Source organism: Xanthobacter wiegelii, from assembly GCF_043193855.2.
Taxonomy (GTDB): domain Bacteria; phylum Pseudomonadota; class Alphaproteobacteria; order Rhizobiales; family Xanthobacteraceae; genus Xanthobacter; species Xanthobacter flavus_A.
The window spans coordinates 2,187,443-2,206,808 of sequence record NZ_CM195529.1 but is presented as its reverse complement, the minus strand read 5'-3'; the positions used below and the strand labels follow the sequence as shown (position 1 = coordinate 2,206,808).

The following is a 19,366-nucleotide window of genomic DNA, read 5'->3' as shown; positions in this document are numbered from 1 at the left end:
CATGACCACTGCCTCCGAGACGACCCAGCCGGTGGATACCCCCGAGAGCCCCTTCGTCTCCACGGAATGGCTCGCCGCCAATCTCGGCGCGCCGGACCTTGTGGTGGTGGATGCCTCGTGGCACATGCCGGGCTCGGGCCGCAGCGGCGCGACCGAATATCTCGCCGAGCATATTCCCGGCGCGGTGCATTTCGACATCGACACGATCGCCGACCACTCCACCCCCCTGCCCCACATGCTGCCGGACGCGCACAGCTTCGCGATAGCCGTGGGCGCGCTGGGCATCGGCGATGGCCAGCGCATCGTGGTCTATGATTCACTCGGCCTGTTCTCGGCCCCGCGCGTGTGGTGGACATTCCAGACTTTCGGCGCGCGCGACGTGAAGCTGCTGGATGGCGGCCTGCCCAGGTGGAAGGCCGAGGACCGTCCGCTCGAAGACGGACCTGTACGCCGCCTGCCGGCGAGATTCACGCCACGCTTCGACCATTCCCAAGTCGCCGATATCGATCGCGTGGAACAGGCGCTCAAGACCGGCTCCGCGCAGGTGCTGGACGCCCGCCAGGCCGCCCGCTTCCACGGCGAGGCGCCCGAGCCGCGCGAGGGGCTTCCCTCCGGCCACATGCCCGGCAGCCTCAACCTTCCTCATGGCGGCCTCGTCCAAGACGGCCGCCTGCTGCCGCCGGACGAGCTGCGCAAAGCGATTGTAGCGTCCGGGCTCGACCTGTCGCGCCCCGTCATCACCACCTGCGGCTCCGGCGTCTCCGCGGCCATCCTCTGGGTGGCGCTGGAGATGATCGGCGCGCGCCCCCTCGCACTGTACGACGGCTCGTGGACGGAATGGGGCGCCAGCGGCAAGGCAATCGCCGTCCGCGAAAGCTGATCAAGCATTGGCGCCAAAGTTCGCTCGAGCTTTCAGGACGACTATCATTCAAATGCCGGCAACGTCCCGCAAGGTTGCCAGACTCTCGACGTCGTGCCCCAATATACCAGATCGAGATGATCTCCAGGATCATGCCGGACAATCTGCATTTTAAGGGAATTCAACAGCCTGTTGGAGTGTTGAATCATAGTGCGTTCACGGTTCCGCGTGAGTGAGACGCACGGTAAAAGACCCTCCGGCTCGCGCCTTTGCCGCCTTTCTGTTTTCTTCTCAAGGCTCGCCCGGCCACGGCCGCCCTGTGTTCCGGTCGCAAACGGGGATTGATCACCCCTGTCTGCGTCACTGAGCGGAGGTCCAGCAACGAGCGCGAAAAAATGTGCGGCACCTGTCTCGCACAACAAGTCGCTGACGTTACAGCTGAGCAATGTCTCCCGCTCCACCCCAACGCACCGTCTATCAGATCGTAGTGCTCCGAGCAGAAACGGGGCGGAGACGATCAGCGAGGGAGCGGTCAGGATAAGGAGACAAACTCTCCAAGGACCAGCACCGAGATTGCCCAACTCCTGGTCCACCTTTTTTGACCCACGCGGGCAAGAGCACAGACGCCGGTCGAGCTCGCCAGAATGACACGAGTCAGCACCCTAGTGGACGGCAGGCTTGCCGAAGCTTGTCGGCAAAGTGCCCGGCAGCGTTCGATAGTCCACCGTTACAACAATCAAGCGAACGATCCAGGGTCCGCCAGCCCCCAAGCGAAAGGGCGTTCCGGGCCAATGCGATCGGTTTATGTCGACAACTGGCGAGTCATGAAATGACATGCTCGTGCCGAACGCCGGCATGTCACCCCTCCATTGCAGCATTCGGGTACCACCCAGAACAAGAGCTACACTATCATAGCACCGCAACACACCCGTTGGGGGTTTTTTTGGAGCTGACATAAAGCTAATGAGACGCTTGCAAGTGTCCCGTTAAATGTGCGCCGCAGTAGGCATGGCTGGTCCGCAAGTGCAACAGAAAGCCGCTTAAGTTCGATTTTTCATCTACTTATAGGTCATTACCGCCGCAGCGAAGCCAGTCTGAAAAGGTTCGATTATGAGGACACCCATTGACATTAATGCGAACAGCGTGCCTTATGAGGCTCGCAGACAAGCAGTGTCACGACCGGATACGGCGATCGCATCTGTTCACTGAGCGGAGCGTCGCGCAAGCAGGAAATAATCATGAAATTGTCCCCGGCCGAGAGACTTATACTTACAATGCTTGCCGAAACACAGATTGCATTGAATGGCGAATTTTCGATTGATCCATTAGCTGTTCGGGATGCCATCGCATACGATCAGCTATGGGCGTTAGATTTTTTAACTGATATTGATGAACAAAATCACCACATTCCAGAAGTTGTACTTGAAACATGTCAAATGCTCGAAATGTGGTCAAACATAGAGTCGTCAATCAGAAACATGACTGATTCCGAAAGGGGCAAACTAATTGGCGATGTTGGAATTGAAAATTGCTATTTTAAAGGATTTTACCCCAACCAAAGCGAACATTATATCATTTCACTTATATTAATTCACAGACTTAAGAGATTTTCGGATTTTTCAGATCGACGAATGGCATCATCAGACTCGTTTTCTATTGACAGAAATCGTGATATGATGCATTTTATGGAGGAAAAAAAACTTACTTTTCCGCTTAGCGGCGAAGATTTGAGATACGTTCTACTATGCAACATTTCGACGGATACTATAATTTCATCAAATTGTATTTCTAGACCAGATAACGACTCAAAACTTATCGCCTTGTCGGATATCGAGTGGACGCTAATCGACTCGATGCTACCGCGAAAATCTAGAGGCGTCGCCCGAATTGATGATCGACTCGTCTTTGACGCCGTCCTTTGGCGATTTCGTTCAGGACGCTCCTGGCGCTCGTTGCCCGATCAGTTTGGAAGCTTCAAGACCGCCTATAACAGGCTTAAGAGGTGGAAGAATTCGGGGCTATGGCAAAAGGTTGTGGCGGCCATTCACCGCCTGCACGGGCCAGATCTGGTGCTGATAGACGAGGATGGAAATAGGACTACGGTGAAGGATTCCGACCAAATTCTTGATCGTCACGTTGCTTGGGAAGTCCCTCTAATCGCGGAAAATGCACGTCGGACCAAGCCGTCACGCCACGCCGAAGTTCGAAAAGCACGAAAATCCCGAGAAGCTAGACCGCAGCGGACGACAGAAGCCCATGAAAGTTCGATTGGCCTTGCTGGAGGAATTCCTCCTGACAGCGTAACATTAGAGTTGGGCTCATTGGCAGCAATAGTTGAAAAAATCCAACATACGGCGAGCGACCATGCTCAAGTCTCTATTGATCAACGTATTCGTCCCCGCCAACATGAAGAAGAAAGTTCGATACAAATCGATTCCGAACATGATATTACATCAATTAATAGTCATTAAATAACATGAGAATGAAGTGAGATCTCGAAATGAATCCAATTCCTGAGATCATTAATTACAAAAAACATGAAAATATTTTGGATAGAATAGACCGTGATTTATTTATGATAAAAATTATTTCATTTATAAATGTTTTGCTCGTTGTATTATTGCTATTTTCGACATAATTTTGATCTCTGGCCATTAATGGAAGTTTGTATACCGACAACTCAACCCGAGATGTCGAATTATTCTCTCCGTTCGAAGCAGGACCACGTAGGTCTGCGAGCTGATGGGGACGGTGCCCCCTGTGGCTTGTATTGTGTCCGTGACGTGTGAACCGCCCCGGGTTTGTCGGAGGCTCCAACTCCTGAGAAGGTGGAGCCATGACGGGCAAGACGACGAACAAGTTCTCCTCCGAGGTGCGCGAGCGGGCGGTGCGGCTGGTGCTGGATCACGCGCATGAGTATCCGTCCCGCTGGCAGGCGATCCTGTCGATCTCGGCGAAGATCGGCTGCTCGGGACACTCGCTGAACGAGTGGGTGAAGAAGGCCGAGGTGGATGCCGGCAAGCGTGTCGACGGACATGGCCGCGAAGCTGAAGGCGCTTGAGCGTGAGAACCGGGAGCTTCGGCAGACAAACGAGATCCTGCGCAAGGCGTCGGCGTATTTCGCGCTGGCGGAGCTCGACCGCCTGTCGAAGACATGATCGCGTTCATCGACGATCATCGCGGTGCGTATGGGGTCGAGCCGATCTGCAAGGTCCTGCCGATCGCCCCATCGACCTATCATGCGCATGTCGCCCCGCGGCTTGATCCCTCGAAGTGCTCGGTACGGGCGCGGCGGGACGCGGCCTTGCGGCCCCAGATCGAGCGCGTGTTCGCCGAGAACTTCGAGGTGTACGGGGCACGCAAGGTCTGGCGGCAGATGGTGCGGGAGGGGGTCGATGTCGCCCGCTGTACCATCGGGCGGCTGATGCAGGGCATGGGCCTCGCCGGCGTGATCCGCGGCAAGCCGGTCCGCACCACGATGCGGGACAAGGCCGCGCCATGCCCGCTCGATCATGTGAACCGGGTCTTCCATGCCCCGGCACCGAACAGGCTGTGGCTGTCGGACTTCACCTATGTCAGCACTTGGTCGGGCTTCGTCTACGTGGCCTTCGTGATCGATGCCTATGCCCGCCGCATCGTAGGCTGGCGGGTGACCCATGCCAGCTTCGTGCTGGATGCGCTGGAGCAGGCCCTGCATGAGCGACGGCCCGTTCATCGCGGCGGCCTCGTGCGCCATAGTGACCGCGGCTCGCAATACGTGAGCATCCGCTACACCGAGCGCCTGGCGGAAGCCGGCATTGAGCCCTCCGTCGGCAGCGTGGGTGACAGCTACGACAACGCTCTCGCCGAGACGATCAATGGCCTCTACAAGGACGAGGTCATCCATCGGCGGGGGCTCTGGCGATCCTTCGAGGCCGTCGAGTTCGCGACGCTGGCCTGGGTCGATTGGTTCAACCATCGCCGGCTGCTGGAGCCCATCGGCAACATCCCGCCGGCCGAAGCCGAGGAACGCTACTACGCCATGCTCGACGAGCAGAAACGGGCGGCGTGGTTCACACCAAACAGCCTCCGGCAAACCCGGGGCGGTTCACGGGCGCCGCGCCGGCGCCGACGCCTGTGGTGCGAGATCTCACACCCACCGTCGCAGCACCGTCTCATGCAGCCCCAGCTCCTGCGCCACCTGCCCGGCGGGAAGACCGCTGGAGGTCACCCGGTCAACCGCCTCCCGCTTGAACGCCTCTGGAAACACCCGGCGCCGTGTGCCCATCGAACATTCCTCTGAAGCTCGCAAGAGCTAACTTGCGTGTCCACCAAATCGGGGGAGGATCACTCCGGTGACGCCGGGGCGGTTCACACCGCCTAGTTTTCGAAGTGATCCTTCCCTATAGTCCGTCCCCAAGCACAGCGGGATCGAAGGAGCGTCGGATGGGTCTCAAGCAGTGCGCTGTGGGAATCGTGGAGCTGATCCTGGGCCCGCGGTTCGTTGCACGACGACGTCTTCACTCGCAGCTCAAGACCGGTGAAGTGGAGCTTGGCCTGCTCCCGATTTTGGGAGACCCCAACAGGGATTTCGTGGATATCGGGGCTAACAAAGGCGTTTACTCGATGTATGCTGTGTCCTTTTTTCGGAAGGTCATCGCTTTCGAGGCCAATCCGGACCTTGCAGCTCCGCTCGCGAAAATACTTGGCGACAAGGGCGAGGTTCGCGCGGTGGCGCTGTCTGACAATGAAGGCTCGGGCAAGCTTTGGATCCCATTCAGTGGCAAGCGGGAGATCAATTCACGCTCATCGCTCGAAGCCGAAGCCAACGAGGGCTTCGAGCAGCGCGGCATTGAGGTTCCGCTCACGACACTTGACCGGTTTTCGCTAGACGATGTCGCGGTGGTTAAGATCGATGTGGAGGGGCATGAGTTCCGGGTGCTCCAGGGTGCGATCTACACCCTCAGCCGCAACCGGCCTATCGTGCTTCTCGAATGTGAGGAAAGACATAATCCAGGAGGCATCGCACGCGCGTTCTCTTTTTTTCGAGACCTGGATTTCCACCCCTGGTTTCTGCACCGCAACAAGCTCTGTGATGGCGACACCTTCGACACGAATGTCCTGCAGTGCGGGACCGCTGCCAAACAGGTAAGCGGCCATCGGTCAAGCGATTACATCAACAATTTTGTCTTCGTCCCTCGGGAGCGGTCCGACGTGCTCGACCGCTTGAGGCAAGCGCATCCCTGAGCGAGGTCGGGGGGCATCCTCGCGGCCGCATAGCGGCGAATTGCCGCCACCGCCGAGGTCCAGCCTCTCGTCCTCCCTTTGCAGCATCGAGTGCCCACGCCCGCAACCGACATTAAATCGGTCGCGTCGACCACCGTGCGAGAGCACCTCGGCCGGTTGTCGCACTTGTCTTGCTGCGCCGCAGTATGTAGGTTGATCGCTGTGAACTGCCGTTGTTTGCCTAGCCTGCCGCATGCCCATTATCAGTTGTAAATTGGTAATTCCACACTCTCGTGTCGCGGACCGAGCAGATCAAGCTCGTCTCCTGGCGGGACCGCGGCATGCCGAGCGGGCAAACTCTTCGCAGAACGCAAAAACAATTTCATCTCGGCGTCTCCGTTGGCGCGGAACATCGAGGTGAGCGTGGCGCTCATGCGCTCGGTAACTTCCTGAGGGGGCGAGTTGGATGCGTATCGCCATTTTCGGTCTGGGCTATGTGGGCCTCACTGCAGCAGGCTGCCTGACGACGCAGGGGCATGAGGTTCTCGGCGTCGATGTTAGTGAGACCAAGGTCGAGCAGGTGAACGCAGGTCTCGCGCCCATCACCGAGCCGGGCCTCGACGAGTTGATCTCGGACGCCGTGAAGGACGGTCGCCTCAAGGCGACCCAAAAGGTTGCCTCGGGCCTCGACGATTGTGATATCGCCATCGTCTGCGTAGGTACCCCGAGCGCCCCGGACGGGTCGCACAATATGAGCTACATCGCCGAGGTGTCGCGCCAGATCGCCGGTGCCGTCACCGCCGGGCGGGCCGAGCCGCTCACCGTCGTCTACCGCTCCACCATCCGGCCCGGCACGCTGGATCAGCTCGTCGCGCCGATCTTCAAGTCGGTTCTCGGCGAGACCTGGGAGAAGGCGATCGAGCTCGTCTACAATCCCGAATTCCTGCGCGAATCCGTCGCGATCAAGGATTTTTTCAATCCGCCCAAGATCGTCGTCGGTACGAAGGACGGCAAGCCATCGACGAAGATGGATGCGATGAACGCCGGCCTCGACGCCCCGGTCTTCTACACCCAGTTCCGCGAGGCCGAGTTCACCAAGTTCGTGGACAACACCTTCCATGCCCTGAAAGTGGCCTATGCCAACGAGATCGGGCGGGTGTGCGTCAAGCTCGGCATCAGCGCCAAGAAAGTGCATGAGATTTTCATCTCCGACACCAAGCTGAACATCTCGCCCTATTACCTGCGGCCCGGCGGTCCTTTCGGCGGCTCGTGCCTGCCAAAGGACGTGCGTGCGCTCCAGTACATCTCGGGGGATGTGGGCGCGGCCACGCATGTGGTCGATTCGCTGATCCGCTCGAACGAAGCGCACAAGCACTTCCTGTTCGAATATTGCATCGCCAACCTGCCGCCGAAAGCCAAGGTGCTGATGATCGGCCTCGCCTTCAAGGCAGACAGCGATGACCTGCGCGAGAGCCCCAACCTAGACCTCGCCCGCAAGCTCCTGAACCAGGGCTTCGACCTGAAGATTTTCGACAAGGCGCTGGCGCCGGAGAAGCTGGTGGGTCAGAACCTCGGCTATGGCATCGCCCACCTCCCCAGCATGGGGGCGCTTCTGATTTCCGAGGCAGAGGCGACCGCTGGCGCATTCGACATCGTCATCGATACGAACGGCACAAGCAAAAACCTGGCCCTCTCCAGCACCAATGTCGTGTTCACCAATAGCCTCCCCTGAGCATTTCTCGCCGAGGCCGCCTGCAAGGACCACCCGCCGCTACCTCTTCGATTTGACTCAAAATTCGGGAGAAATCCGTGCAAGGGTCAACTTCCGGCCTCCCCAAGGTCATGGATGTGGCGGCAGCAAGCCGCCCTTTGAAGATTGCCGTCGTCTATAGTCGCATACCGCTGCCAATGCGCCATGCCGACCAGCTCACGGTGGCACATCTCCTCTCCTTTCTCAAGGCACGCGGGCATGCCGTCGATCTTTACACCATCGAAGCCGGCGGCCAGGCGGAGAAGGCGCATCACGACTGGCTTGAAGCACATTGCCGGCGAGTGAAGCTCTATCCTCACTCGAAAGCGCACATCGCTCGGGGTATGGCAAAGCTCCTCCAAGGTGCGCCGGTTCAGGTCGGGCTGTTCTCTCATGCCGACCAGATCGCCGATCTTCGGCAGGCGGCGCGCGAAGAAGATTACGATATCATCTATACGTACTATTTCCGCAGCGCTGAGGCGACGCGGGGGCTTAACCAAGTGGTCAACGCCAAGGGGAAGCGCAACACCACGTTTCTCGCACTTCAATTATCACAAGCGCTGAACACCGAACGTATCGCGGCCAACGCCCCCAACCTGGCACTCAAGCTATTCTACCAGATGGAGTCGCGGTTAGTTGCCGATTACGAGTCGCGGATATGGCGCGATTTCACGAAATCGGTTCTCATCGGACCGAAGGATGTTGAGGCCATCACCAAGGTCTGCCAGCGCCTGGGCCGCCCCCCCATCTCCAATTGGGTCTACGGCGCCCACGGGACGGACGTGCAGCGTTTCGGTCCGCGGCAGGATGTGGTGCCGAGGGAAGATCATCTTGTCTTCTCGGGCGTGATGCGGACTCCGACGAACGTTCAGGCCGTACAATGGTTCGCGCGTCATGTCTGGCCCCAGGTCAAGGCTGCGCGCCCCGGCGTTACCTTGGACATCGTCGGTCGCGAACCGTCAGGTGAGGTGCGAGAGCTTGAGCGCCTCGAGGGCGTCCGGGTTACCGGATCCGTTCCAGACACCGCGGTGAATATTGCCGAGGCCGCCGTCTGCATCAATCCCATGCAGGCCGGTGGCGGCATGCAGAACAAGCTGCTCGAATACTTGGGATGCGCCAAGGCCGTGGTCGCCACATCGGTCGCGAATGAGGGCATCGGCGGCGTCTCAGGCCGCCACCTGATCGTGGCGGACAGCCCGTCCGACTTCGCGAATGCCGTCATTTCACTCCTCGAAAGCCCGGACCACCGCGAAGGGCTCGGCAAGGCGGGGCGTGAGTTCGTGCTGGAAAACTGGACCTGGGAGTCTCACTTCCTCAAGCTGGAGGCGGATTTTTACAGGGCAATTGACGGCCAGACACCCGCCGATCGGGTGGAGGCCTAGCACTATGGCTCTGAAAGTCCTCTTCCTAACTCACGACTATCCGTTTCCCGTTACATATGGCGGCGCCGTCTATACCGGCAATGTCATCAAGGAATGGAGCCAGCTTGCCTCCCGCTTCGACGTGATTTGCTTCCGCAAGGACTCTTCGAAGCCAGAGCTGTGGCAAGAAGCCGGGATCGGCTGGCACACATTCCCAGTCCCGCCGGCGCCCTCGATTGTCCGCCAGGTGGCGACCTTCCAGCCGCGCATCGCCACGCTTAACACCCACGCGGATATCTTGCGCGCCGCCGAAAAGCTGCTGTCGCAGTGCGACTACGACTATGTGATTTTTGACTACATCGCAATTGGATGGGCCCTGCAGCCACTGCGAGCGTTTATTGAACGTATGGGAAAGAAGAGGCCCTCACTCGTCTATGTTTCACACAATGTAGAAACAATTCTGCGACAGCAGATCGCCGAAAACTACAAGGGCGGTTTGGTCAAGCGCGCCGCCGCGCAATTCGATGCGTGGCGCGCGGGACTGCTCGAACGTGATCTCGTCACTAAATGCGATCTGGTGACGGTCGAAACCGCCGAAGATGCGGCAGACATGCACCGGTTGTTCGGCCCGCACACGTCCCTTCAACTGCTGCCAGGCTATGATGGCGAGATCGTCGACGACCACGCGATCACGGCAGACATGCCCCGGAACGTCGTCGTCCTTGGCGGCCGTCTCTCGACCATGAAGCAGATCGTGCTCGACGCATTCCTCGACCAGGCCGCCGAGGAGATCGTCAATTCCGGAATCGGGCTCCATGTGGTCGGGCCCGCCACCGACACCTACCTCGCGTCGTGTAGAGATCGGTTCCCGCGCGTTACCTTCCACGGTTTCGTCAAAGATGTGCGCCCACTTTTGTCGGAGATGCGCGTGGGGGTTGTGGCCGATCACGTAGGAGGCGGCTTCAAGCACCGCATCCTCACTTACATCTTCTATCGGGTGCCCATTATCGCAGTGCCGGAGGCCATGGCCGGCCTTCCTCTCACGGCTGGAAAGGATTTCCTGTCGGTCTCAAGCTACGCTGAAATTCCAGCCGCGCTCGAGGAAGCGATCGACCAAGTTGAAACGCTGGATAGATTGCAGAACAACGCTTTCGAAACATGCCGCGCGGCGTTCTCCTGGCCACGGACCGTGGCGACCTTCGACGAGGTGATGCGAGAGTTCGCGCAGAAGCCAGATCAACCGGAAGCTGGCGCCGGCTCGGGGCCGGCCCCGCGATGAAGAACCTTATCCGGAAGCTGTTTCGGCCGACCATCGGCGCCATCTACGATCAGCTTCTTCAGTCCGGCTGCAACTTTATCGCGCTTCTCGTCCTTGCCTCGCTCCTCCCTATCGAGGATTTCGCGGCTTTTGCCCTGGCCTTCGCGCTCTGGCAGGTACTCCAGGGGCTGCAGCGGTCTCTCGTCGTTCTACCGTTCATCGTTGGTCAGCCATCGGGACAGGGCAAGGAACACCCGTGCCAGTGGGCCTATCTCAACCTCGTCTTCGTTATGGCCATGCTGGCCAGCCTCCTTCTGGCGCTGGCCTTAGTGGAAAGTGTCGGGATATTGCCCTGGCTGCAGAAGCCGCTCGAATTGTCGCTGTTCGCCGTTCCTGGCCTCGGCGTCTATGAGTTCGCGCGACGGCTGATGTATCAGCTCGGGCGCTATGTCGACGCCAGCATCATGTCCACCATCCTGGCGATCTTCTATCTGGGCGGCATTGCGTCCAGCCACGTGTTCGCGCCGTCATCGCTGTATGTCGCGCTTGGCATCGCCGCGGGCGCCCTGCTCGCTGCGTCTTACGGTCATTGGAGGGTACGCCATGACCTTCGAACACCGAGCCTTTCTGCCTTTCGCGTGTGGCGCAGCAGGGTCGACCAGATCGCGTGGCATCTCCTGAGCTACATTGCGCACGCAAGCTATACATCTGCTCTTCCTCTGGTGGTTGGCTTCTTCGCCCGGCCAGAAGTGGTTGCAGCCTTCTCAGTTACGCGCGCTCTGGTGACGCCCGCACTGACCGCAAGCACCGCTATAGACAGCATCGACAAGCCCCGTGCCAGCAGGGCCTACGCGACGAACGGCTATGCCGGCCTAAAGGCGTCCATCGCACAGACGCGGCGTACCCTCTGGATACTGACCGTCCCCTTCGTCTTGTTTATCAGCATTTTCTCGCAGGACATCCTGCACCTGCTTTACGGCGACAAGTTTGCCGGAACTTCGCTCACAGTGATTGGCTGGGCGCTCTTTATCGTGCTGACGGTTACGAACCAGCCGGAGGAAACGCGGCTCATTATCACCCAGCGGTCACAGACGCTATTTGTGTCAAAGCTGCTCAGTTCAATCGTGGCTCTCGGCCTCGCCCCAGCGTTGATCCCGCCCTATGGCACGCTCGGTGCCGTGACAGCCGCGGTGAGCGCCATTGGCATCAACCTTGCCCTGAACTTGGCAAAACGATGAGGGCGGGCGGCAAGGTGGCAGCCAAGCAGAGGAACATCATGACGCGAGGTGGCGACGTCTCGATGGCCCCCGATCCGGGCGACGACCGAAAGCCTGTGAAGGTCTCGGAGCCGATGTCCATTTTCTTGGACCATGTCCGCTGGATCTCAGCCCTTCTGGTGGTGATCGGCCATATTCGCCAAATCTATTTCGTAGATTATCACGAAATTGCGCATCCATCCACCTTCTGGGCTGCCTTCTACGGCATCACCCGACTCTCCCATCAAGCCGTCCTGATGTTCTTCCTGATCAGCGGAGCGGTCATCGCCGGCCGCTTCATGCACGCTTCGGGGTGGCAAAACTTCAGCTTCACTTCCTATGCAGTCGCCCGCCTCACCCGCCTGTGGTTGGTGCTGCTGCCGGTGGTGACCGTGTGCGTTGCGCTGCTCATCGTGACCCCTGCGCGCTATCTACCGGACGATTGCACCCTGTCGACCATCCAGGTGCTGGGCAACATTTTCTTCACCCAAGAAATTCTCGTTGCGCCCCTGTGTAACAATGTCCCGCTGTGGAGTCTCGCGAACGAATTCTGGTACTATGCCATCGTGGGCGTCGCCGTCTTCGTGATGGGCGCGGGCTCGCATTTTGCGCGGATCACAGCCGCAATTGCCCTGCTTGCCTGCATCGCGATTATTGCGGCCAACGACGCTTTCACAGAGAAGAACGTGCTCGCCTATTTTCCGGTCTGGGTGCTTGGCGCCGTGGTGTTCCTGCCGCGCCTGTCGTCTCCCCCAGTCTCGCTTGGCCTCGGCGCGTTGGCCGTCGCAGCCTTAGTGGTACGCAGTCCGTCACTTCCGTTCGATTTCTACGTCCGCGACTTGATCTTCGCGGGCGCCGCCTTCCTCGCGCTTCTATCGGTGCGAGACATTTCCGCAGAAAGCTGGTTCGCGAAGCTGATGCTCCGGACCTCCGCAATCGCAAGGCCCCTCGCCGGACAGTCCTACTCACTCTACTTGATCCACTATCCCATTGTGATCCTGTTCCTCCCCCTGGGGTTCGATGCCGAAGGCATTGCACGCCAGCAACCCTCCGCCTCTGGGGTCGGCCTCATGATCGTGATCCTCGCGGCATGCTACATTGCCGCGCATGCGTCCTACCTCCTGCTCGAGTCAAAGACCCACTTGGTAAGGGCACGCGTCTCCGCGCTGCTGGCTGGTTCCCATGCGCGAGCCCGGCCGCCTGGATGATCCAACGAGTGCGAAAAGAGGCCGTCTAGCCATCCGATGCCTCATCAGGTATTTTGGAAAGAACCGTTTTGCGCAATCCGGTGCCTTGCTGCAGCTGACGCAGGAGACACTGCCGCGGTCATGTTGTCGTGGTGGGTTACAGCGACCGGTTCGATACCGCCCCTCGCAGGTCACATCATGGCCGTCCGCGAACAGAGGAATAGAGCGTGTCATTAGCAACTTCCTCCGGTCGGCGCGGCTTGCGTTATCCACCCAGACATTCGGCGGCGCCGGTAACGCGCAGCTTGCCGACCGCGCGCCTGATCAACGCCAGCCTTGCATTTATTTACGTGTTCATTTTGTGGCTTAACTACCGGGATTTCATCAGTCCCGCCTTTCGTTATATGTCATTCGTCTATTATGAGCACGATCCATTTTTCCTTTTAATTGACTCAGTTCTTGTTGCTATTGCCGCGGCCGCCATTTCGCCAAACTTCAACAAACCTTCTGATTATGCGATCACTTTGATTTTTACGATCGTGTTCATACCGGGCATGTTGCTAACAACCTTCGCGACATCCGAAGTGACGAGCGACCATATTGCGTTGAAGCTGGTGATGCTGGTCAGTCTACTCTATGTGAATGCTCTTGCAGGGATCCAAATCAAGCTGAAGATGCCCGCGATAAAGTGGCCGCCGGGCATCTTCATTTTAATGATCGTTGGGCTTGCGGGCATTTGCGTTCTCGCGCTCAGTCTCACTTATGGTTTCAAGCTACAAATGCACGCCTTGACCGAGGTTTATGAACAGCGAGACCAATTTAAGGAAGGACTTGCTGACGCGAGCTACAACCGCATCTTCCTCGGCATGGCAGCAAACGTACTTTGCCCGATCCTCATCTCATACGGCCTCGCGAACCGTTCCTATCACTACTCCTTCATCGGCGCCGGCCTTGCCTTCTACATATTCAGCATCAGTGGGCTGAAATCGTCACTGCTTTCGACCATTTACGTCATCGCTACCTTCGTTCTTATAAGTTATTTCGCCAAAAATGCCGTCCGCATGGTACTGGTTGGCGTTATAAGCTTGAGCGTTATCGGCATGCTGGCATCGGGCACGTCGCTCGAGTTGTTGAATGACCTATTCGTGCGCCGGACCTTCATTATTCAGGGCCTTCTCACGGAGTTCTACTTCTCGTATGCACTGGACAATGTCTTCTTGTATTGGTCGCATTCCATCCTGTCCGCATTCTTTGATGCAGCGATTGTTGCCAATCCCGACGACACGATTGGTGCACTTTTCTTTCCCGGCCAGACAGTTCATGCAAACGCGAGCCTTTGGTCGGACGGATTTCTGAATGCAGGATTTCCTGGAATATTCCTCTCGGCGACCGTCGTCGGCCTGTTTTTCTCAGCTGTGAATTATTGCACGCAACGCACCAATCTCACTCTCGCCTGCTCTGCTTTTGCCATGCTTTTCATGATGACTTGCCAAACCGGCATCGTGAAAGTGGTCGGTATGCACGGAGGCCTGATTGCATGTGTGCTTTTCCTGATTGGCGATTTCCGAAACGCTCGGCAGCAATCGCAGAAGCCATCGGGCCGGGGCAGCGTATCCTGATCTGGCCGCCCCTTCTCGCAGCCACGGCAGCGGCCCTGCTGTCAATCCAGAGCCCGGCTGTTGCTTTGGCCGATGATCTGAAGAACCCCTTCGCGCGGGTGTTTCAGCCGCCCGCGTCCAACCGGCCCGCAAACTGCCCCGAACTGGTGGAGCCCATCCACGATATTTCGGGGGTCCGCTATTATGTCGATGGGCGCTCCTCGGTGGTGGACAAACATAAGCAAGAAGCCAACCGGGAGCGCGCACAGCCGGCGCTAACCTATCTTGCTCTCGTCGCGCGGCAGACCGCCTCGGCTTTGGTGTCCGCAGACAGCGGACAGGCCGAATGCGTGCTCAACCTTCTCTATCATTGGGCAAAGGACCGCGCGCTATTCGGAAACTTCAATGCTCAAGGCTACGGCTATCGCCGCTGGCTGGTGAACGCGCTGGCGCTCAACTTTCTAAGCATCCGTGACGCGGCCCAGCTCTCGCCGGAAAAGATCTCGGAAGTAGAGAAGTGGTTTCGCGAACTTGGCGCCGACCTCATCAGGACCGATGCCGGATACGAGAACAATCTGCTCTACTGGTCGGCGGCGGCGGTTGGTGCCACCGCAATAGCGGCCAATGAACCCAAGCTTTTCCAGTGGGCTATGACGAAGGCCCGCAGCGGCATCGACGAAATTGACGCCACAGGTGCCCTCCCGCGCGAAGCGCGGCGCGGGGAGCGGGCCATGCGATATCACGCCTTTGCCCTCGAACCTCTGATGGAGCTTGCGGTGTTGGCCAAGGCAAACGGGATTGACCTGTTCGCCGTCAACGACCGTGGATTGGAACGCCTCGTGCGGCTCGTGGTCCGCAACAGCGACAAGCCAGAAGAGGTGGCCCGACTCGCGGGGGTCGCGCAGGACTGGCCGACGTCTGGAAGCTACCGCTCAGCGTGGACGGTTCCCTACTTTACCCTGACAGGTGATTGCAGCATCCTTGCCATCTCTGCTGGGGAAGGGCCCATCGTTCGGTATTACATGGGCGGCCGGCTCGACCTGCTCTATCGCACGTCAATGAAGTGCGGGGCGCCATAGTGAACTCATGTGGTGGATGCCCCCTCCAGCCGGCATCGTATGATGTCGGCGAAGCGCCTTGTCGGCGCATTCAGGGGAGGACCACATGCCGGATGTTCATGTCCTCGCGATCGACCTGGCGAAGCGGAGCTTCCAGGTCTGCGGTGATCTGACGTTGCCCCTCCTGGCTAATCCATTGACGTGCCCCCCGTTTTTTAGGCCGATGTTGGCTGGAATTTTCCACTTATGATCCCCGGCTCGGGGACGAGGAGAGTTCCATGAAGGCGTCGAAGTTCACAGAGGCGCAGATCGCGTTCGTGCTGAAGCAGGCGGAAGACGGAACACCGGTGGCGGAGGTGTGTCGGAAGGCCGGGATTTCGGACGCGACATTCTACAACTGGCGCAAGAAATACGCCGGCCTCATGCCTTCGGAAATGCGGCGGCTGCGCCAGCTGGAGGATGAGAACGCGAAGTTGAAGCGGATCGTGGCGGACCTGTCGCTGGACAAGGCGATGTTGCAGGACGTGCTGTCAAAAAAGCTCTGAGGCCTGCGCGCAAACGCGAGCTTGTGGACAGGCTGCGCGACGATTGGAAGGTGTCGGCCAGGCGTGCCTGTGCCACCCTGGCGGTCGATCGAGCGCTCTATGCCTACAAGTCGAAGCGAGGCACGCAGGCCGAGCTGAACCAGCGGATCAAGGAGATCTGCGAGACACGCGTGCGCTATGGGTATCGCCGCGTGCACATCCTGTTGCGCCGAGAGGGCTGGGCGGTCAATCCGAAGCGGATCTATCGCCTTTACAAGGACTTGGGTCTTCAGTTGCGGAACAAGGTGCCGAAGCGCCGGGTGAAGGCGAAGCTGCGGGACGACCGTCACCCGGCGACGCGGAGCAACGAGACCTGGGCGATGGACTTCGTCCACGACCAACTCGCCACGGGCCGCAAGATCCGGGTTTTAACCATCGTCGACACCTTCACGCGGTTCTCGCCGGCGGTGGATCCTCGGTTCAGCTATCGGGGTGAGGATGTCGTGCTGACGCTGGAGCGGATCTGCCGGAGCACCGGCTATCCGCAGAGTATCCGGGTGGATCAGGGATCGGAGTTCGTCAGTCGGGATCTCGACCTGTGGGCGTATCAGAAAGGCGTGGTGCTGGACTTCTCGCGGCCCGGCAAGCCGACGGACAACGGCTTCATCGAGTCCTTCAACGGCAAGTTCCGGGCGGAATGCCTGAATACGCACTGGTTCATGAGCCTTGACGACGCGCGGGCGAAAATGGAGGCTTGGCGTAGAGACTACAACGAGGTTCGGCCGCACAGCGCGATCGGCAACAAGCCGCCGATCGCGCTCATGAATGGCTCTCCGGCATCCCCGCCGGCATGAGCCCTAACCCCGGAATTTTCCACCTCCGGATGGCCTAGAAATGGGGAGCGCTTCACCCAACCGCCAGAACGAACTCACCGCTGGATAGAAGTTGGGGGCAACGTCAACACCGTCCGGTTGAATTGAACCGCTCCGCCCCGATCCGTGCCGCAGTCGCGGAAGCTCCGCTTCACCAGGTCGATCGCAAGGACATAAACATCCAGCATGTGCTCCTCCCCTGAATGCGCCGACATCCTACGATGCCGGCCGGAGGGGGCATCCACCCGATCAGTTCATAGCCACGTACCAGAGCGGCTGCCGCCCGCTCCCCGCGAGCAAACCTTTGCCTCCGCTTAAAAGAACTCTCTTCCGTTAGGAGGCCGGTGCCCCGGAAGTCATCATCTTCCTGAGTCGGCCCAACGGACGGCAACGCTGATTCCGTCTGCCAATGCCGCCTTGAACAAGGGAAGCTCCGCCTGCGCGATATGATTGCTGTCGGCGAACAGTGACCGCCCATCGCGAACATAATGGCAGTGCGCGTCGTCACATTGTATCTTGTCTGGGCGGACGAGGGTCAGGGATGGGTCGCCGCCGAAATGTTCAAAGACACCCGCATACCGGTTCCGAAAATCGGCGACCGAAATGTGATCGGGATGCTCCAGGGGCCGCCCAAATGCCAGGCTGCGACTGACGACAGACGCCACGTCCCAGCCAGGCACCGCGATCGGCCCCACTAGGACGACCACCTTACCCGCCTTCTCCAACCGGGCGATGGTATCCGAGACACCGGCGGTCAGTGCCTGCTCCTTGGTGCCGGCAAATAGTTTGCCGTACTGATCGACGAAACCGTCGGTCTCCGGGCTCCAGTTCAGGCTGACGACCACGACCTTTGCCGGGAGACGAACGACATCCTCGATGTAACGCTCGGCGAGACGACGGCAATTCTCGTTGAAATTGATCGTTGCAGAGGGGATGCAGCGATTGGCCATGACGAGGAGACCGGTGAGCCCCTTCTCCTTAAGGATGCTACCCACGACAGGCGCATACATAAGGGCGTGGGAATTGCCCATCAGCACCACCTTGGCCTCTGCGGGATCTCCGCTCGGCAGGTTCAGCTTGCAGCCACGCGAGAAACCAACGACGACGTGATCCGACACGGCGCACCGGAAGGTCGTCCCGACGGCAGCATTGATGCGTGCCGCCGACTCGTTGAGCCTCCACGGCAATCCTTGCCAAGCGATAAGAACCAAAGCGGTGCCGACGTTGATGGCCGCGCCTGCACCGGTCCAGACTAGAAGCGTCGGGACACGGAAGGTCTTATCGCGAACTGGCCGTTCGACATAGCGCCAGGAAATGACAGCGCACGCGAACATGATAGCGATCAGAAGCGAGCCCTCGATCAGATTGACTTCGCGGACGAGGTAATACTTCGCGAAGACGATGATGGGCCAATGCCAGAGGTAGAGCGAGTAAGAAACGAGACCGACGAAGACGACCGGACGCAATGCCAGGAGACGACCCACGCCGGCGATTCCAAACTGGCCGCTCCAGATCACCATGCAGGTACCGAAAACCACAAGGAGCGCATTCGGGATGTCGGATAGCGCCGACAGCCGATGAGCGATCCCCACGATGACCATGACAAGCCCGGCGACGCCGATGGCGATGATGAGGGGACGCGAGAGCGGGGGCCGGTTGGGGGTTGCCAGAAGCGCAAGAAAAGCCCCTGCTCCCATCTCCCATGCGCGCGTCGGCAAGAGATAGAATGCCGGAAAGGTGAGGCCTGCCCGCACCGCCAGGACATTGAGCGCCAACGAGGCGATGGTAAGGACCAAAACGGCAGCAACCGCACCGCGACGCCAGAATTTTGCAAGCAAAAATATAACAAAAGGGAAAAATATATAGAACTGCTCTTCGACACCAAGGGACCACATATGGAGCAAAGGCTTTTCTTCAGCCGTCCTAGAAAAATAGTTCGTATCTCTCCAAAAATATATGTTCGCGACAAAGAAGATCGTTGCAACGACGCTTTTCCCGTAGCCCACGAGGTCCACAGGTAGCAGCACGAAGCACGCGCCAACCGTGGTGGCGAGCAGCATCACGAGGAGCGCCGGCATGATGCGGCGGATTCGCCGCTCGTAGAACCGGGCGATTGAGAACCGGTCGGCGATCGATTCGCGCCACAGAATCTTGGTAATCAGGAAGCCCGAAAGCACGAAGAAGAGGTCGACGCCCATGAAGCCGACGGGCATCGCGTCCCGCCAGACATGGAAGATTACGACCGCGCTCACCGCTATTGCGCGCAGTCCGTCGATGTCTGGCCGATAGGCAGGGTGCAGGTCGTCGGGCGCCCGCGCTGAAGAACCGCTGGGCGTTGTGGGGGGCAGTAATGGCATCCACGCGGACTTCACTTCGAGGGCTGCCCCGTGCTCGGCCAAGACGCGGCTCCTGTGGCTGTGATCATCATTGCCGAACTC

The 19,366-nt window shown here is 59.0% G+C and carries 14 protein-coding genes, 2 pseudogenes and 1 other annotated feature; of the genes and pseudogenes, 12 read left to right on the top strand and 4 right to left on the bottom strand.

The genetic code is table 11. The features are described from left to right. Position 1: 1 nt before the first annotated feature. From sseA to V5F63_RS10180, 3 genes and pseudogenes are all read left to right on the top strand, one after another. The gene (gene sseA / locus V5F63_RS10190) at positions 2-880 is read left to right on the top strand and encodes a 3-mercaptopyruvate sulfurtransferase (RefSeq protein ID WP_394102592.1); all 879 of its coding nucleotides are present in this window, start codon (positions 2-4) and stop codon (positions 878-880) included. A 1,217-nt stretch (positions 881-2,097) separates the two neighbouring features. Then, positions 2,098-3,330, top strand: coding sequence for a transposase (locus V5F63_RS10185; protein WP_394102591.1), 1,233 nt, complete (start codon positions 2,098-2,100; stop codon positions 3,328-3,330). A gap of 365 nt (positions 3,331-3,695) precedes the next feature. Continuing rightward, positions 3,696-4,907: pseudogene (locus V5F63_RS10180) on the top strand (IS3 family transposase); the annotation flags it as partial. Continuing rightward, positions 3,972-4,088 (top strand) — a sequence feature (AL1L pseudoknot). It overlaps the preceding pseudogene by 117 nt. Before the next feature lie 84 nt (positions 4,908-4,991). On the opposite strand, the pseudogene V5F63_RS10175 reads toward V5F63_RS10180, so the two are convergent. Further along, positions 4,992-5,126, bottom strand: a pseudogene (locus V5F63_RS10175) (transposase); the annotation flags it as partial. Positions 5,127-5,284: 158 nt separating this feature from the next. Between V5F63_RS10175 and V5F63_RS10170 the strand changes: the two are divergent. Continuing rightward, a complete protein-coding gene (locus V5F63_RS10170; protein ID WP_394102590.1) occupies positions 5,285-6,085 on the top strand; it encodes an FkbM family methyltransferase in 801 nt (266 codons plus the stop codon). A gap of 242 nt (positions 6,086-6,327) precedes the next feature. Here V5F63_RS10170 and V5F63_RS10165 read toward each other — a convergent pair whose 3' ends face one another. Continuing rightward, positions 6,328-6,498: a hypothetical protein gene (locus V5F63_RS10165; RefSeq protein WP_394102589.1), complete on the bottom strand. Its 171-nt coding sequence runs from the start codon at positions 6,496-6,498 to the stop codon at positions 6,328-6,330. Positions 6,499-6,530: 32 nt separating this feature from the next. On the opposite strand from V5F63_RS10165, the gene V5F63_RS10160 reads away from it, so the two are divergent. The 8 genes from V5F63_RS10160 to V5F63_RS10125 all read left to right on the top strand — a co-directional run bounded on the left by V5F63_RS10160 (position 6,531) and on the right by V5F63_RS10125 (position 16,910). Further along, positions 6,531-7,796: a nucleotide sugar dehydrogenase gene (locus V5F63_RS10160; RefSeq protein WP_394102588.1), complete on the top strand. Its 1,266-nt coding sequence runs from the start codon at positions 6,531-6,533 to the stop codon at positions 7,794-7,796. 77 nt (positions 7,797-7,873) lie between these two features. Further along, on the top strand, positions 7,874-9,196 hold the full coding sequence (locus V5F63_RS10155) for a glycosyltransferase (protein ID WP_394102587.1): 1,323 nt from the start codon (positions 7,874-7,876) through the stop codon (positions 9,194-9,196). Positions 9,197-9,200: 4 nt separating this feature from the next. Next, positions 9,201-10,454, top strand: a complete 1,254-nt coding sequence (locus tag V5F63_RS10150) for a glycosyltransferase (RefSeq protein ID WP_394102586.1) — start codon at positions 9,201-9,203, stop codon at positions 10,452-10,454. Further along, on the top strand, positions 10,451-11,671 hold the full coding sequence (locus V5F63_RS10145; protein ID WP_394102585.1) for a hypothetical protein: 1,221 nt from the start codon (positions 10,451-10,453) through the stop codon (positions 11,669-11,671). Before V5F63_RS10150 ends, V5F63_RS10145 begins: the two co-directional genes overlap by 4 nt. 14 nt (positions 11,672-11,685) lie before the next feature. Then, a complete protein-coding gene (locus tag V5F63_RS10140; RefSeq protein WP_394102584.1) occupies positions 11,686-12,897 on the top strand; it encodes an acyltransferase family protein in 1,212 nt (403 codons plus the stop codon). Between the two features lie 206 nt (positions 12,898-13,103). Then, a complete protein-coding gene (locus tag V5F63_RS10135) occupies positions 13,104-14,495 on the top strand; it encodes a hypothetical protein (RefSeq protein WP_394102670.1) in 1,392 nt (463 codons plus the stop codon). Further along, positions 14,414-15,553, top strand: coding sequence for an alginate lyase family protein (locus V5F63_RS10130; RefSeq protein WP_394102583.1), 1,140 nt, complete (start codon positions 14,414-14,416; stop codon positions 15,551-15,553). Before V5F63_RS10135 ends, V5F63_RS10130 begins: the two co-directional genes overlap by 82 nt. Before the next feature lie 257 nt (positions 15,554-15,810). Beyond that, positions 15,811-16,910 (top strand): IS3 family transposase gene (locus tag V5F63_RS10125; RefSeq protein ID WP_394103233.1). Its coding sequence is split into 2 segments (ribosomal slippage): positions 15,811-16,063 and positions 16,063-16,910, totalling 1,101 coding nucleotides; the frame shifts between segments, so codons are not numbered across the junction. A 74-nt stretch (positions 16,911-16,984) separates the two neighbouring features. Here the strand turns inward: V5F63_RS10125 and V5F63_RS10120 are convergent. Both V5F63_RS10120 and V5F63_RS10115 read right to left on the bottom strand, forming a co-directional pair. Beyond that, positions 16,985-17,116: a hypothetical protein gene (locus V5F63_RS10120; RefSeq protein ID WP_509210828.1), complete on the bottom strand. Its 132-nt coding sequence runs from the start codon at positions 17,114-17,116 to the stop codon at positions 16,985-16,987. Between the two features lie 171 nt (positions 17,117-17,287). Beyond that, positions 17,288-19,327, bottom strand: a complete 2,040-nt coding sequence (locus V5F63_RS10115; protein ID WP_394103035.1) for an acyltransferase family protein — start codon at positions 19,325-19,327, stop codon at positions 17,288-17,290. Positions 19,328-19,366: the final 39 nt, after the last annotated feature.